At 38.2% G+C, this 15,459-nt stretch carries 18 protein-coding genes; 7 read left to right on the forward strand and 11 right to left on the reverse strand.

What is annotated here, in order from left to right:
• Positions 1 to 3: 3 nt before the first annotated feature.
• Positions 4 to 1,320, reverse strand: a complete 1,317-nt coding sequence (gene rho, locus H7N67_RS00320) for a transcription termination factor Rho (RefSeq protein ID WP_187938674.1) — start codon at positions 1,318 to 1,320, stop codon at positions 4 to 6.
• Positions 1,321 to 1,584: 264 nt separating this feature from the next.
• Between rho and rpmE the strand changes: the two genes are divergently transcribed.
• The 5 genes from rpmE to H7N67_RS00345 are packed head-to-tail and all read left to right on the forward strand — an operon-like array spanning position 1,585 to position 5,168.
• The gene (gene rpmE / locus H7N67_RS00325) at positions 1,585 to 1,788 is read left to right on the forward strand and encodes a 50S ribosomal protein L31 (RefSeq protein WP_000715278.1); all 204 of its coding nucleotides are present in this window, start codon (positions 1,585 to 1,587) and stop codon (positions 1,786 to 1,788) included.
• Positions 1,789 to 1,812: 24 nt separating this feature from the next.
• Positions 1,813 to 2,676: a 16S rRNA (cytidine(1402)-2'-O)-methyltransferase gene (rsmI, locus tag H7N67_RS00330; protein WP_187938675.1), complete on the forward strand. Its 864-nt coding sequence runs from the start codon at positions 1,813 to 1,815 to the stop codon at positions 2,674 to 2,676.
• A 12-nt stretch (positions 2,677 to 2,688) separates the two neighbouring features.
• Positions 2,689 to 3,372 (forward strand): 23S rRNA (guanosine(2251)-2'-O)-methyltransferase RlmB, encoded by a 684-nt coding sequence (gene rlmB / locus H7N67_RS00335; RefSeq protein ID WP_187938676.1) that lies wholly within the window; start codon positions 2,689 to 2,691, stop codon positions 3,370 to 3,372.
• Between the two features lie 12 nt (positions 3,373 to 3,384).
• The gene (locus H7N67_RS00340) at positions 3,385 to 4,350 is read left to right on the forward strand and encodes a sialidase (protein ID WP_187938677.1); all 966 of its coding nucleotides are present in this window, start codon (positions 3,385 to 3,387) and stop codon (positions 4,348 to 4,350) included.
• Positions 4,347 to 5,168: a hypothetical protein gene (locus H7N67_RS00345; protein WP_187938678.1), complete on the forward strand. Its 822-nt coding sequence runs from the start codon at positions 4,347 to 4,349 to the stop codon at positions 5,166 to 5,168. Before H7N67_RS00340 ends, H7N67_RS00345 begins: the two co-directional genes overlap by 4 nt.
• Before the next feature lie 69 nt (positions 5,169 to 5,237).
• Here H7N67_RS00345 and H7N67_RS00350 read toward each other — a convergent pair whose 3' ends face one another.
• The 7 genes from H7N67_RS00350 to H7N67_RS00380 form a co-directional block, all read right to left on the reverse strand.
• Entirely contained in the window at positions 5,238 to 5,675 is a 438-nt protein-coding gene (locus H7N67_RS00350) for a hypothetical protein (RefSeq protein WP_000237452.1), read from the reverse strand.
• 466 nt (positions 5,676 to 6,141) lie between these two features.
• Entirely contained in the window at positions 6,142 to 7,080 is a 939-nt protein-coding gene (accA, locus tag H7N67_RS00355; protein ID WP_078303324.1) for an acetyl-CoA carboxylase carboxyl transferase subunit alpha, read from the reverse strand.
• Between the two features lie 21 nt (positions 7,081 to 7,101).
• Entirely contained in the window at positions 7,102 to 8,340 is a 1,239-nt protein-coding gene (locus H7N67_RS00360) for a beta-ketoacyl-ACP synthase II (protein WP_187938679.1), read from the reverse strand.
• Between the two features lie 103 nt (positions 8,341 to 8,443).
• Positions 8,444 to 8,680, reverse strand: coding sequence for an acyl carrier protein (gene acpP / locus H7N67_RS00365; RefSeq protein WP_001163091.1), 237 nt, complete (start codon positions 8,678 to 8,680; stop codon positions 8,444 to 8,446).
• 230 nt (positions 8,681 to 8,910) lie between these two features.
• Positions 8,911 to 9,654 (reverse strand): 3-oxoacyl-ACP reductase FabG, encoded by a 744-nt coding sequence (gene fabG / locus H7N67_RS00370; RefSeq protein ID WP_187938778.1) that lies wholly within the window; start codon positions 9,652 to 9,654, stop codon positions 8,911 to 8,913.
• Positions 9,655 to 9,692: 38 nt separating this feature from the next.
• Positions 9,693 to 9,905: a 30S ribosomal protein S21 gene (gene rpsU, locus H7N67_RS00375; protein ID WP_001117778.1), complete on the reverse strand. Its 213-nt coding sequence runs from the start codon at positions 9,903 to 9,905 to the stop codon at positions 9,693 to 9,695.
• 100 nt (positions 9,906 to 10,005) lie between these two features.
• Positions 10,006 to 11,256 (reverse strand): hypothetical protein, encoded by a 1,251-nt coding sequence (locus H7N67_RS00380; RefSeq protein WP_039086252.1) that lies wholly within the window; start codon positions 11,254 to 11,256, stop codon positions 10,006 to 10,008.
• 172 nt (positions 11,257 to 11,428) lie between these two features.
• On the opposite strand from H7N67_RS00380, the gene H7N67_RS00385 reads away from it, so the two are divergent.
• A complete protein-coding gene (locus H7N67_RS00385) occupies positions 11,429 to 11,674 on the forward strand; it encodes a ribbon-helix-helix domain-containing protein (RefSeq protein WP_000418859.1) in 246 nt (81 codons plus the stop codon).
• A 23-nt stretch (positions 11,675 to 11,697) separates the two neighbouring features.
• Here H7N67_RS00385 and H7N67_RS00390 read toward each other — a convergent pair whose 3' ends face one another.
• Both H7N67_RS00390 and dapF read right to left on the reverse strand, forming a co-directional pair.
• Positions 11,698 to 12,345 (reverse strand): YkgB family protein, encoded by a 648-nt coding sequence (locus tag H7N67_RS00390; protein ID WP_187938680.1) that lies wholly within the window; start codon positions 12,343 to 12,345, stop codon positions 11,698 to 11,700.
• Between the two features lie 106 nt (positions 12,346 to 12,451).
• On the reverse strand, positions 12,452 to 13,273 hold the full coding sequence (gene dapF / locus H7N67_RS00395) for a diaminopimelate epimerase (RefSeq protein ID WP_187938681.1): 822 nt from the start codon (positions 13,271 to 13,273) through the stop codon (positions 12,452 to 12,454).
• Between the two features lie 116 nt (positions 13,274 to 13,389).
• Here dapF and H7N67_RS00400 point away from each other — a divergent pair, with 116 nt between their 5' ends.
• On the forward strand, positions 13,390 to 14,436 hold the full coding sequence (locus H7N67_RS00400) for an AI-2E family transporter (RefSeq protein WP_147775678.1): 1,047 nt from the start codon (positions 13,390 to 13,392) through the stop codon (positions 14,434 to 14,436).
• Positions 14,437 to 14,573: 137 nt separating this feature from the next.
• Here the strand turns inward: H7N67_RS00400 and H7N67_RS00405 are convergent, their stop codons facing one another.
• Positions 14,574 to 15,446 (reverse strand): radical SAM/SPASM domain-containing protein, encoded by an 873-nt coding sequence (locus H7N67_RS00405; protein ID WP_187938682.1) that lies wholly within the window; start codon positions 15,444 to 15,446, stop codon positions 14,574 to 14,576.
• Positions 15,447 to 15,459: the final 13 nt, after the last annotated feature.

Here is a 15,459-nt window from a genome sequence, read left to right on the forward strand (position 1 = left end):
ATTTTATTTTTCATTCATTAAATTTAAAAATTCTTCATTGTCCTTAGTTTGTTGCATTTTAGAATACACAAAGCTTAAGGCTTCTATGTCATCCATTTGTTGCATCACATTCCTTAAAACCCACACTTTAGTCAATCGGTCTTTGCCAAGCAAGATATTGTCTTTTCGTGTGCCGGATTTTAAAATATCAAAGGCCGGGTAAATGCGCCTGTCTGCAATATTTCTCGCTAAAACGATTTCGCTATTCCCGGTGCCTTTAAATTCTTCAAAAATCACCTCATCCATTCTGGATCCCGTTTCAATCAACGCCGTAGCAATAATCGTCAAGCTCCCGCCTTCTTCAATATTCCTTGCGGCTCCAAAAAAGCGCTTGGGCCTGTGCAAGGCGTTCGCATCCACGCCCCCACTTAAAACCTTACCGCTTAAAGGCGTTACAGCGTTATACGCTCTGGCTAAACGGGTGATAGAATCCAATAAAACCACCACATCTTTACCCATTTCCACGCGCCTTTTAGCCCTTTCTAGGACTAATTCAGCGATTCTTATGTGGTTGTTTGCCGGCAAATCAAAAGTGGAACTAAAAACTTGACCTTTAACGCTTCGTTGCATATCCGTAACTTCTTCAGGGCGCTCATCCACTAAAAGGATAATCAGCTCCACTTCAGGGTGGTTAGAGGTGATGCCTTGGGCGAGTTCTTTCATCAGCTCTGTTTTCCCGGTCCTTGGTGGCGCGACGATCAAAGCCCTTTGACCTTTCCCCACAGGGCTGAATAAATCTAGCATTCTGCCGGTAACTTTAGTGGATTCGTATTCTAATTTGATTTGTTCATCAGGAAATAGGGGGGTTAGATTGTCAAACAAAGGGCGGTTTTTAATCTCATCTGAAGGCAAATAATTGATGGCTTCTATTTTTAAAAGGGCGTAGTATTTTTCCTGATCCTTGGGGGATCGCACTTGACCGGTAACAATATCGCCATTCCTTAAAGCAAAACGCCTGATTTGAGAAGGGCTGACATATGTGTCGTTATGCCCGTCTGAAAAACTCCCGTCAAACCCCCTTAAAAAGCCATAGCCATCAGGCATGATTTCTAAAATCCCGGTAAAAAGAATGTATCCGCCTTGCGTGACTTGGGTTTTTAAAATTTCAAACATCAAGTCTTGTCGTTTGAATTCTTGGGGGTTTTCCACTTTGAGCTTGTTAGCGATTTCTAAAAGCTTTTCAGTAGGGTAGGTGCGTAAATCTTCAATGTGATAACCGCTCACTGGCGTGTGGGTTTTGACCTTGTGCGAACTTTTGTGCGTAGGCGCGTTTTCGTTCATTAAATTTCCTTTTAACAAAAAGAGATTTCTAGTTTGTTGCAATTAAGATAAAAATACAAAAAGCTAAAGCATTCTTAAAGAATTAGTGTAATCAAAAGATGCTAATAAGTGGTGCATGCCACAAGCGTTGAATTTCGTAATGCTTCGCTATGCTATCATAATTTTTTTAACAAAGTCAAATTTTATTTTAACTTTAGAGTGGTTTTAATTTGTTGTTACTTATGCTATAATTTTAAGTTTAAATTTAAAAATAAAGGATACTTGATGAAAAAAGGCATTCACCCCGAATACATCCCATGCAAAGTTACTTGCGTAACTAGCGGGAAAGAAATTGAAGTTTTAAGCACCAAACCTGAAATGCGTATTGATATTTCTAGCTTTTGCCACCCTTTCTATACCGGTAGCGATAAAATCGCTGACACTGCAGGGAGAGTAGAGAAATTCAAGCAACGCTACAACTTGAAGTAACTCTTTTAAAAAGCGTGGCTTTTTGTGCTGTATTTTTTGCCCACTCCTATAGGTAATCTCGCTGATATTACGCTACGCGCCTTAGAAGTTTTAGAGCGTTGCGAGGTTTTTTTATGCGAGGATACAAGGGTGAGTAAGAGGTTGTTGCACTTGCTTGCACAAAACCCTATTATCAGCCATTCTTTCCCTAATATCGCTACTAAAAAAAGGGAGTTTATCGCATTCCATTCGCACAATGACCAGGAATTTTTAAACCAAATAGAGCCTTCTTTTTTTGACAAAGAAATCGCTGTGATGAGCGATGCGGGCATGCCAAGTTTGAGCGATCCAGGCATGAGTTTAGCCGCTTACGCTTTAAAACATAACATTCAATACGATGTTTTGCCCGGGGCTAACGCGCTCACTACGGCGTTTTGCGCGAGCGGGTTTTTAGAAGGGCGGTTTTTTTATGCTGGCTTTTTACCCCATAAGAGCAAGGAAAGGCGCTTAAAAATCGCTAAAATTTTAAACGCTTTAGCGTATTTAGAAGAAAAAACCCCGGTGGTTTTTTATGAAAGCCCGCACCGATTGTTAGAGACTTTAAAGGATTTAAACGATTTGGCTCAAGGCATGCATTTGTTTGTGGCTAAAGAGCTTACCAAACTCCACCAGCAGTATTATTTAGGAGAAATTTCTCAAATCATAGAGCGGTTGCAAAAAAGCAATATCCAAGGGGAGTGGGTTTTAGTGCTTTTGAATGAGAAAAAAATAGAGCCTTGCATGGGGTTATCGGCGTTATTGGAGTTGGATTTGCCTCCTAAAATTAAGGCTAAAATTGAAGCCGCTATGACGCAAAAAAACGCTAAAGAGCTTTATTTCCAGCGTTTGTTAGAAGAAAAAGATCAATAAAAGGGGTTTGGCATGCAAGCAGTGGTTTATGGTAAGCAGGTGATTATGCACCTTCTAAACTCTCATCAAGAAAAATTGCAAGAAATCTATCTTTCTAAAGAAATAGACAAAAAGTTTTTTTTCGCGCTCAAAAAAGCATGCCCTAATATCATCAAAGTAGATAATAAAAAAGCGCAAGGCTTGGCTAAGGGGGGAAACCATCAAGGGGTTTTAGCTAAAGTGGAACTGCCATTAGCGGCTTCTTTAAAAGAAATTAAAAAAGCTCAAAAACTTTTGGTGCTTTGTGGCATTACGGATGTGGGGAATATTGGGGGTATTTTTAGGAGCGCGTATTGCTTAGGAATGGATGGCGTTATTTTAGATTTTGCTAAAGAATTGGCTTATGAGGGGATTGTGCGATCCAGCTTGGGGCTTATGTATGATTTGCCTTTTAGCGTTATGCCTAACACGCTGGATTTGATCAATGAATTGAAAACGAGCGGATTTTTATGTTTGGGCGCGAGCATGCAAGGCTCTAGCCAAGTAGAAAATCTGTCCTTAAAAAAATGCGCTCTTTTTTTGGGGAGTGAGCATGAGGGGTTGTCTAAAAAAATCCTTGCTAAAATGGATGCTATATTGAGTGTGAAGATGCGAAGGGATTTTGATTCGCTCAATGTGAGCGTGGCAGCAGGGATCTTAATGGATAAAATCAACTAGGTGGTCAATTGAATGGAACAGAATAAAAAAAGTTTAGAAAATTTAGATCTTTCTGATGTTCAAAACGTTTCTAAAGATATTTCTGGCGCGGCATTAGAAGAATTATCGCTTAAAAATTTAGATAAAAATTTGCAGATTTTAAAAGAAGTTGGAGTGGCAGAAATTTGCAAGGCGACTAAAATCGCTTCTAAAAATATCCATTCTATCTTGGAAAAACGCTATGAGTCTTTATCAAGGGTGCATGCTAGGGGTTTTATACAGATTTTAGAGCGCGAGTATAAAATTGATTTGAGCGCATGGGTGAAAGAATTTGACAAAGTGTGTGTTTTTAAAGAGGGCGTGGGAGAAGAGCAAAAACAAGAAACAAGCCCTGAAGAAACAGCAAAAAAACCCCTTAAGGTTGAATTGGATTACAGCATTAATCAAGCCAATACTTCATTATCCAGAAAGTCTTCCAAATGGAAACCCTTTGTTATCGTTTTAGGGGTGGTTGTTATTATTTTAGTGGTCGTTATCATTCAAAACAGCTCTTCTTTAAAAGAAGAGAGAGAGCAAGAAAGCGCTATTAAGCCCGACACTAAAAATAGTTCTTTCAATGAAGCTAGTCCTACAGAAGAAAAAAAGTTAGAGCCAACGCCTAAATTAGAAGAAAAACCAAAAGAACAAGACAAGCAAGGCAAAGAAGCGATCAAAGAAAATCCTAATACCATTTACATTATCCCTAAACGAGATATTTGGGTGGAAGTGATTGATTTAGATGAGAAGAAAAACTCTTTTCAAAAGGTTTTTAAAAAAAGTTATCCTTTAGAGGCTAAAAACCACCGCTTGTTGTTACGCTTTGGGCATGGGCATCTTATTCTTAAAAACAACCATCAAGAACAAGATTATAACGACAGCAAAACTAGGCGGTTTTTATACGAGCCAAATAAAGGCTTAACGCTCATCAATGAGGCCCAATACAAAGCGCTCCAGCAATGAACAAGCTTTTTTTAGCTTTTATTGTTGGGGGAATGCTTTTAAACGCTGATGCTTTAAACGATAAGATTGAGAATTTAATGGGGGAGCGATCCTACCACATGAACAAGCTTTTTTTAGAGCGTTTGTTTAAAAATCGTAAGGATTTCTATGAAATGGGTCGTTTGGATTCCTTGAAACTACTCAACACTCTCAAAGAAAATGGGCTTTTATCGTTTAATTTTGACAAACCAAGCGTGTTAAAAATCACTTTCAAGGCTTCAAGTAATCCCCTAGCGTTTGCCAAAAGCATCAACAATTCTTTGAACATGATGGGGTATTCGTATGTTTTGCCTATTAAAATGCAAAGCTCTTTGGGCGAGAATGTTTTTTCATACGAGCTTAAAACGGAATATGTTTTAGACCCTAACATTTTGATAGAGACGATGAAAAGGCATGGTTTTGATTTTACAGATATTAGACGGGTGTCTTTAAAAGAGTGGGAATACGACTTTGTCTTACAAAAAATCAAACTCCCTAATGCGAGAGCTTTAGTTTTGAGCAGCGATCCTGTGGAGTTTAAGGAAGCGAGTGGGAAATACTGGCTGATCGTGAATCAAAACGCGTATTTAAAAATAAGCTCTAATAACCCTTTGTGGCAACCCAAAATCATTTTTTATGATGAAAACTTAAAGATCATTCAAATCATTGCTAAAGAAAACAGACAACAAGAAATCGCTCTTAACTTGCTTGATGGCGTGCGTTTTATCCATATCACTGATGCAAAAAATCCTATCATTTTAAAAAATGGGATCAGCGTGGTTTTTGATGCGATGCCTTAAGTAGGGGTAACCCTTATCCAATTGATTGGAATATAAGAAAATCCGCTTTCAGGCTTAAAAAAAAGAGCCTTAATAATAGCGATCCACCCAATATTTACCAAAAAAAATCTTTTGTATCACACAGCCCACCAATAGATCAGCTCCCGCTTCTATAAAAAAGACAGCCCACCAATTAATAAAACCAAACCATACAAAAAACAAATGCGCTGGTAAAGCGCCAAGCAATAGTGAAACGCCGCTCACAATAGAAATTCCAAAGCGGGTTTTAAGGATTTTACTTTTTTTGCCAAACGCCATGTCTGCTACAAATTCCCCACTAAAAGAAATCAAAAACCACCCAATCAAATGTTCAGGCATCAATAACCAAGCAACTGCGCTACTTCTATTAACCGCTGTAATGACAAGAAGTGAGAAAAAATACACGCTTGCAGATGCAAAATGCCTGCCCCTATCCCTTAAAGACCAATTCCTAGAAAAGCGGCTTTTGATTTTTTCATATATAACCATGGGATTTCTTTCTTTTTTAAAATACCATTAGACCTAGCTTTTGTATTGTAAAATAAGAATGCTTTCATTCAATACGCTGAGCATGATGATTGTCTTTTTATACTCAAACAAAAGGAGAGAATAGCAGATTGGTAACACAATGATATTTTTTATATTATTTTACAAACTATGTAAAATACCCGCTTTTTTCTAAAATGATAGCAAGTGGTGGAAAATTTGGCTTTGTTTTTATTGAGCGTTGGTTATCAAAAAAATATTGCATTTTTTAAGATTGGATAGTAGAGAGTTTGATTTTATTCAAGCGGTATTTTTAAAGCGGTCTTTAGGGGGATTTTAGTTGGGGAATTATTTCAAAACACCCCTTATTTCTTTAAGAAAATGGGTTTAAAATAAAGTTTAAAAACACAATTTTAAAAGTTAAAGAACCAGTTATCAAGTTTTCATTAAGGCAAAGTTTTTTATAGATCTAATTCATGCCCTCCACAAACGAACCAAGCGACATCAATTTTTGATAGCGGTTTTCAAGGAAATGAGGGTCTTGTTGGATAGTCCTTAGAGCGTCTAAAAAATACTCTTTGATCGTGTTAGCGGCTGAAAATTTGTCTCTATGAGCCCCTTTGCTAGGCTCTAAAATAATATCATCAATAAGCCCCGCCTCCTTTAAGTCTCTAGGCGTGATTTTCATCGCTTTAATAGCCACTTCAGTCTTGCTAGGGTCATCCCAAAGAATCGCTGCACAACCTTCTGGGGATATAACGCTAAAAATGGAATATTCCATCATAGCCAACTTGTCAGCCACCGCAATCGCTAGTGCGCCACCACTGCCCCCTTCACCGATAATGATAGAAATAGTAGGGACTTTTAAGGAAGCGAACTCTTGAAGATTTTTAGCGATCGCTTCACTCTGGCCTCTTTCCTCTGCACCAATCCCCGGATACGCCCCGGCTGTATCCACAAGCATTAAAATAGGCAAATTAAATTTTTCAGCAAACTTTGCCATTTTCAAAGCTTTACGATAGCCACAAGGGTTAGGCATGCCAAAATTTCTTAAGAGCTTGTTTTTAGTCCCTCTGCCTTTTTCTTCTCCGATCACCACAACCGGAACATTATCAATTTTGCCTATAAAACACACGATCGCTTTATCATCGTTATAGTGCCTATCGCCAAAGACTTCATATTTATCTTTTAAGATGAGATCAATGTAATCCATAGCGTAGGGTCTGTCAGGGTGTCTTGCTAATTGGAGTTTTTGAAAGTCTGTGAGATTGGAGTAAATGGTTTTAACTTCTTTATCCAATCTTTTTTCTAAGATTTCTTTAGCGTCCTCATCGCCTCTAATGAGAGCTAATTCAATTTCATTTTGAATCTCTTTAATATGATTTTCAAAATCTAAATAGATCGCCATTCACAAAATCCTAAATTAAAACTAGGCTTTTTTGAAAATCACAACACCATTAGTGCCACCAAAACCAAATGAGTTACTCATCACCGCATTTACTTGCTTTTCTCTAGCCACATTAGGGATATAATCCAAATCGCATTCTGGGTCAGGCGTTTCTTGATTGATAGTAGGAGGTAAGATCCCTTGATTCATGGCCATGATAGAAATAACGGCTTCTAACGCACCCGCAGCGCCCAAGCAATGCCCAATCTGCCCTTTAGTGGAGCTGACGGGAGGGACTTTTTCTTTAGAGCCAAACACATTTTTTAGAGCGATGCTTTCATACCAATCGTTATAATGCGTGCTAGTCCCGTGAGCGTTCACATAGCCTACTTCCACTTTCGCCATTTCTAAAGCCATTTTCATGGCTCTAAAAGCCCCTTCACCCTCAGGGGCCGGGGCTGTGATGTGGTTAGCATCGCCGCTCTCGCCATATCCGGCAAATTCTGCATAAATTTTTGCCCCTCTTTTTTTCGCGCTCTCGTATTCTTCAAGCACCAAAGCCCCGGCGCCTTCTCCCATCACAAAACCATTGCGATCCTTATCAAAAGGTCTTGAAGCTTTTTTAGGCTCATCATTCCTTGTAGAAAGGGCTTTAATGCTCGCAAACCCTCCAATCCCTACAGGACAAATGGTGGATTCCGCTCCCACGACTAACATTTTATCAGCCCCATTGAGCAAAATGGTTTTAACCGCTTCAATAATCGCATGAGTGCCTGCTGCACAAGCCGTTACGCTAGAGAGATTAGGCCCTTTAATGCCAAACTCAATGGAAGTGAAACCTCCAATCATGTTCACTAACGCAGAAGTGATGAAAAAGGGATTGACTTTTCTAGGGCCTTTTTCAAAACAAAAAATGGAATTCGCTTCAATATTGCCTAACCCTCCAATCCCAGATCCAGAGCTTACGCCCATGCGATTTGCCAATTCTTCAGGGCATCTATTGTGAGCGTCTAAAATCCCACTATCTTTCATCGCCTCTTTCGTGGCTTTCAAGGCTAATTGAATGAAACGACCCGCCTTTTTAACATCTTTGGGATTCATCACCTCTGTAGGGTCAAAGTCAGTGATTTCTCCAGCAATACGCACAGGAAACGCGCTCGCATCAAAACTTTCTATGTTTTTGATACCGCATTCCCCTTTAGCGATCGCTAAAAAAGAATCTTCTTTATTTAAACCTAGCGAATTGATCATTCCCATTCCAGTTACTACAATCCGACGCACCAATAGCTCCTCATTTCAAAAACTTTCATTCAATAAAACTAGATTTTAGCTAAAGCTAAATTTTTGACTAAAACCTGGAGACAAACGCTCCAAGTTAAAAAGATTAAGCTAGTTTATTGTCCTCAATATACTTCACCACATCGCCCACATTGACGATTTTTTCCGCTTGCTCATCAGGAATCTCAATGCCAAACTTTTCTTCTAACGCCATGATTAATTCCACGACATCTAAAGAGTCCGCACCCAAATCCTTCACAAATTCCGCTTCTGGCGTAACTTGCGCCGCATCCACATTCAACTGCTCAGCAATAACTGCCTGAATATCTTCAAATAAAGCCATGATTAAAACTCCCTTGTCTTGTAAAAATTAAATCAACCATTCATTGGAGCGTTTATTTTTGCTCCAAAACATCTAAAATCCTATACAACAAATAAATTACAATGAGAAACAATATTAAGTAAATAATCCCCATTTGATAATAACCTCTTTGTTTTAGAATAACCTCATAATGTTAGCATGATTTTTGCTACTTACAAACTTTTATCGCTAAAAGAATCCTTTGTTTAGGACTACATATAAAGCCCGCCATTGACTTTGAGAGTCTCTCCAGTGATGTAACTAGAGTGATCGCTCAAAAGAAACGCTACCGCTTCTGCCACTTCCTTAGCAGACCCTAGCCTGTTTAAGGGAATGTTTTTAACATAATCCGCTTTGAGTTCGTCTTTTAAAGTGGCGTTCATGTCGGTTTCTATAAAACCGGGCGTTACAGAGTTGAAACGAATATTCCTTAAAGCTCCCTCATAAGCAAAGGACTTGCTCATAGCAATCATCCCCCCCTTACTCGCTGAGTAGTTTGTCTGCCCCATATTGCCTCTTTCACCAATGATAGAAGCGACATTAACCACGCTCCCAAAACGACTCTTACTCATCACCTTTAAAGCCTCTCGGCAACCTATAAAGGCTGAAGTGAGATTATTTTCAATGACATGGTGAAAGTCTTCTGTTTTCATTTTGATCGCTAATTTATCGCGCACCACACCGGCATTATTCACCAAGTAAGACAAACCCCCATCGCTTTGGACAATGGTTTGTATCGCTTCAATAAAACCGCTTTCAGAAGTCGCATCAAATTTAATGACAGCCGCTTTATAGCCTTTTTCTTCAAGCTCATTTTTCAAAGCGTCAGCCACTTCAGCATTACTGCGGTAATTGATCCAAACTTTCAGCCCCATAGAAGCGAGAGTTTTGGCGATTTCGGCCCCAATGCCTTTAGAAGCTCCAGTAATGAGAACATTTTTCCCTGTGAATTGCATCATTCAATAATCCTTAAATTTTAAATTCGTTCAAGTTCTTATAGTCTTGATTCATAACGCCTTAACATATAAAGACGCTTTAAGACTTTCTTTTTAGCGCTGATTTTTTGTTTTTTGCGTTTTTCAGTCTTAGACTCAAAGAACCTTCTAGCGCGGCATTCTGTTACCACCAAATTGCGATCGGTTTGCTTTTTGAATCTCCTGTAAGCTTCATCAAACGCATCGCCTTCTCTAACCTTAATCCCTGGCATACTGCTATCACCTCTTTTCCATAGCTTAAAATCATTGCTTAACAATGGCTACAAATGAAACAGCATTATATAAGACGAATTAACTGGTTGTCAAGAATTTTCACTTTTTTCTAGCAATTTTGTTAATAAGGTTATAAGGATCAAAGGCAACCGTCATATACACTTGGTAAGATTCTGACCAAGGTAAGCTCCTATCAAAGCCCCCACGCATCGCATTAAGCACGAAGTTGATTCGAACGGACGCGAAGTCGTTTTTCCAATTATAATAAAAATCAAAACGATTGTATAAATTAGCTTGAAAGAATGGCACGCCACGATAAATAGGCGTGGGGCAGTAAGAAGGCGTGCAATACATTTCAACATACTGGTATTGGTTATAAAAAGGCATCTCTGGGGTCTTGGCGAAGAAAAATAAATTGTGGATGCCAAAGCCTTTGTATTGGATCTCCACATCCAATTGCCCGCCCACGCTGTTCATAAAAGGCACATTTTTGTGGATTTGCCTTAATCGGCTTGATTCAGAAACCATGCCAAAACTGGCATTGAGTTTTTCCATAAAGGGGGCGATGTCTAAGAGGCTTGTCCCTATGTAAGCGTTAAAATAAAGGCGATCCATAAGATAAATATTATTGCTATCAATCGCCTTTTTTTCATTAAATTGCATGCCATCAGCCCCATTCAAAAGGTATTTGTCTTCGTTATGGAATAAGACAAAATACCCTCCAATACCCAATAAATCCTTAAAGAAATTATAAGCGACAGAGCCGTTCATTTGAAACCTATCCATCGCATTCCCATAAGGGTTTCTCCCGAATTTACAAGTGTTGTAACAATTGCCTCCAAACCAATCTAGCATGAATTCCGCATGCCCATAATAGGGTTTTGAAGGCGAATAATGGTTTTGAAACTGCAATAAAAACCCTCTAGCGTTGGGGTCTATAAACCAATAATAGGGGGCAAAAATATTCAAACCATACCTCCCTAAGAGGTTTTTTCTAGGAAAGATCCCTCCATAAAAAGTAAAACGCTTTCCCCTAGCCTTATAATACATCGTAGGCCCCCAACGATAGGGAAAATTAGTGCTGTAATTATGGAAGTTTTGAAAAAAATACGCCCCTACAGTCAAGCTTTGCTCCACACCTCTTGTATAAAATTGGATCCCAAAATTTGGAGTCAAACGGGTTTTAAGATTGGTGTTAGTATTGACCCAATAAGGCGTTGAGCCTTCATGGTCCATGATGAACATATTGAAACCCAGATTGTATTTAAAAATATTCCAATCAAAAGCGTAAGAATTAACCGCTAACAAACAGACTAAAAAAGAATGTTTTAAAAAGGTGTTTATTGCCACTTGTTACCCCTATGTCATCATTTTTTTGATAAAAAAGCTTATCTTGTAACAAATGGGTATTCTAGCACATCTAAAAATATTTTTCTTTAGATTTAATATTAAAATAGTGCTTATTTCATGTTAGAATAGCCGTTATGATGTTACAACATACTAACTAAAAAAGGAAATTTTAATGGAATTAGGAAATAAAAATATAAAACCCGGTCGTAAGCGTGTCGCTGTAGATGAGTTGAAACGCAATTTTTCAGTTACTTTTTATCTCTCTAAAGACGAGCATGATGTTTTAAGACGATTAGCTGATGAAGAAGTAGAAAGCGTCAATTCCTTTGTCAAACGCCACATTTTAAAAACAATCATTTATAAAAAAGGCGCTAACCAAGATTCTTCTATCAATTGTGATTCTTCTAGTAGGCTTTAAGCCTACTTTAAGGCATTCGCTCTTTAAGAGCAACACCCACTAGAGCATTTAGTTTTAATCCCTACCGATGAGCGATCCATCAAGCAAAACCCTTTACCATCCAAATAGCGTTTCGCATCAAATCCGGCCACAAACAAGCCTCCAGCAAATAACGCCAAGTCTTTAACCACTAGCCTTCCAGCCCCAGAAAGCCATGGGAAATGCTGATTGACAAACACTTCTGGCGTTGTGAATAAAAAAGATAGAGTCGTGATCGTCATTCCAGCGACAAGCAAGCCCCCAATCACGCCCATTAAAGGCATCCAAAGCCCTAAAAGCACCAAAATACCTAGGATCATAATCGTGATCCCTAAAGCTTCAGCCACTAAATAAGTGCGGTTTTCTTTATGCCATTCTTTGTTTTCAACGATTTTAGGGTCATCTTGCATTTCTTCTTGCATGGATTGGGATTCAGACATTTTGTGTTGTTTGTATGCGGGTTTTTCAAATTTATACATGAAAGAAAAGAAAGGGGAGTTGGCCACAAAAGGGGCGATCCCTTCAGCTTCATACGGCACAAACTTAAGCCCTCCAATCCAAATAAAAATGATGAAAATAGCTATATGCATCAAATAGCCGCCTAGATTCTGGAGTTTTGTAATCACTTCAAGCAATGATTTTAACGCTTGCATGGTTTTATTCCTTTAGGATATTTTTTATATTGCTAAAAACAACTCGCAAATGATAGCGCATTATGTTTAATTACGACAAAATCATTACCATTACAAGAAATAATGATCAAAAACACCCATTTTCAAAAACCCTCATGCCCAAAACACTCATGCCAATATAACGCACGATTCCTTTATAAAAAATCCCATCATTTTTTAAAGAAAGCTCTAAAGATTCGTTGCTTTTAGGGATGAGAGTGGCTTTTTTAGGCGTGTTATAAAAAATGCGCGCGGCGATAAAAACCGCCGCCATGCCTGTCCCGCAAGCTAGCGTGAAATCTTCAACCCCTCTTTCATAAGTTTGTAAAAAAATCGTCTCTTTATTTTCTATAAAAGCGATGTTAATATTAGCGTTAAATTCATGCCTTAAAGCCCTTAATTCCAGCGTGTTAAGGGAATTTAACCACTCTTTATTTTTGACAAATCCCACTAAATGCGGCACTCCTGTATCTATGAGGTAGAAAGTAGGGATATGTTCTAAAACGCTGTCGCTTGAAAAAAAATTTTTGCATCTTAAGGCGGGTATGGTGTCTAGGATTTTGTAATTACCGAGATTGCTCTCTATGATATTGGGTTCTTCTATGCAAATAGAAATCTCTCTTTTCCCGGCTAAAAAAACATGCTCTTTAGGGGCTATAGCATGTTGGTAGGCAAATAACCCCACGCAACGGCTCGCATTCCCGCACATGCCAGCTTTAGAGCCGTCTGAATTGTAAAAATCCCATTCGTAGTCATAATCCTTGCTTGGTAAGACGACCACAAGCCCATCAGCCCCAAAACCCTCATGCCTATGGCACACCTGTTTGGCTAAATTGGAAAAATCTTTTTTTTTGAAGCTTTGAGCGATTAAAAAATCATTCCCGCTCCCTGAATATTTGTAAAACACCATTGATTGCAAGCCTTTTTGCTTTTAATTATAAGTCAAAAGAAATTTTTTATCCTTAAAAGAGCGTTTTTTAGCTAACATTTGATAATTTTTGGTTCAAGTTTAATGGGGATAATTTCATGAAAGCTCAGTATTTCTTTTGGATTCTTTTTTTGATTGGTTTTTATTGGATGATCTATCTGTATCAAGATTTTTTAATGGATGCGCTGATCGCTGGGCTTTTGTGCGTGGGGTTTTTTCAAGTGAAAGTTTTTTTAGATAAGCGTTTTTTCAATGTTGTCAGTTCGTTTTTATGCGTTTTAATTTTAGCGAGCGTTTTGATCGTGCCGTTATATTTTATTGTTTATAAAAGTTCTAATATCATTTTTGAAATCAATTTTGAAAAATTTTCAGCCCTAATCAAATGGCTTAAGGGGACAATCACCGAAAATTTGTCGCATTTTCCTGCCATTCATGATGGAGTGAGCAAGTTTTTAGAAAATTTTAGTGCCACTTCAATCACGGGTTATTTGTTGAAAATAAGCAGCTATGTGGGAAGATACAGCTTGAAACTCATTACAGACGCTTTGTTTATCTTGGGGCTGTTGTTTTTCTTTTTTTATTATGGGGAGAGATTTTATCGTTATTTTTTGGGGGTCTTGCCTCTTGGAATGAATCAAAGCAAAAAGATTTTTGAAGAAGTGGCTGGGATTTTACGCATCGTGCTTTTAACTTCTCTCATCACGGTTATTTTAGAGGGCGTGGCGTTTGGGGTGATGATCGTATGGTTTGGGCATGACGGTTGGTCTTTGGGGATTTTATACGGCCTAGCGTCTTTGGTGCCGGCTGTTGGGGGGGCTTTGATTTGGATCCCTATAGCGATTTATGAGCTTTATCATGGGAATGTGAATGAGGCGATATTTATCGCTTTGTATTCCATTTTATTGATTAGCGTGCTGATTGATAGCGTGATCAAGCCGTTTTTAATTGTCTTTATTAAAAAAAGAATCTTTAAAACCACCCTTAAAATCAATGAAATGCTGATTTTCTTTTCCATGATTGCTGGGATTTCACAATTTGGTTTTTGGGGGATTATTGTGGGGCCTACTATCACGGCGTTTTTTATTGCGTTACTGCGATTGTATGAAAATTACTTTATCCAAAACGATCAAAAAGCATGCGAATGATATAAGCCCTATGGCTCACAACGAAATTTTTAAAAATGATATATAAGAGTGAGAAATAACCATTCTTATGAAGAATTTTCAAACACCTCATTCAATGCGAACGCAAATTTAAACCCATATCTTAATAGATATAAATTTTATTTTTTGTAGCGGATCAAAGGGTAGGAGCAGTTTTTGCATAAAAGTTCTAACGCTTCGCCCTTTAAAAAATGGGTTTTGATAGCTATAGCTTTTTGGCTGTTTAAAATATCTTTTAGGGGCGTATGGTTTAAATCGCCAAGGCTGATATTAGCTTGCGTGTCCATGCAGCACGGCACGACAACGCCATTAGATAAAATAGTGATTTGCTTGATCAAGCCGTAACAATAGGGGATTTTTGATTCTTGGTTTAAAGGATTTTGATCGTTCAAATTCGGCCATTTAAAGGTCTTTTGGATATTCAAAAAACTTTTTTTAAACAAACGAACGCGGCCTTGCGATTTTAAACCCTCTAAAGAAACGCATTCAAAGCTTTCTAAAAAAGGCTTGATCAAATTCTGGTGTTTGTCAAGGGTTCCATCTTGAATGCGTAAATTCAAAAACACTTCGCTATTTTTTTCAAATTTATAGCGGCAAAATTCTAAAATTTTTTGGATATAGCGGTGCTGGTTGAGTTTGTTGTGATGGTCTAACCCTGCGTCTAAAGAAATAGAAATTTGATAGATTGCATCTTGTAATAGCGTCTCAAAATCGTGCAAATACACCCCGCTAGTAACCAGATCTACTTTTAAAGAAAAGCGTTTGGCGGCGTTGAGATAGTGGTTTAAATTTTTGAGCTTGCAAGGATCGCCTAAAACATGAAAGGTGATGATTGGGGTTAAGGGGGCCACTTCTTTACAAACTTTTTCAAATAATTCTAAAGGCATCACGCCTCTGATATTTTTAGGGTTAGAGCAAAAACTGCATTGCAACCCGCAAATATCGCTTAACTCTATATAGATTTTTTTAAAAAGTTTCTTGTTGGGTGTCAATTTTTATGAGAAA

It is taken from the genome of Helicobacter pylori (genome assembly GCF_014498195.1).
GTDB classification, from domain to species: domain Bacteria; phylum Campylobacterota; class Campylobacteria; order Campylobacterales; family Helicobacteraceae; genus Helicobacter; species Helicobacter pylori_DO.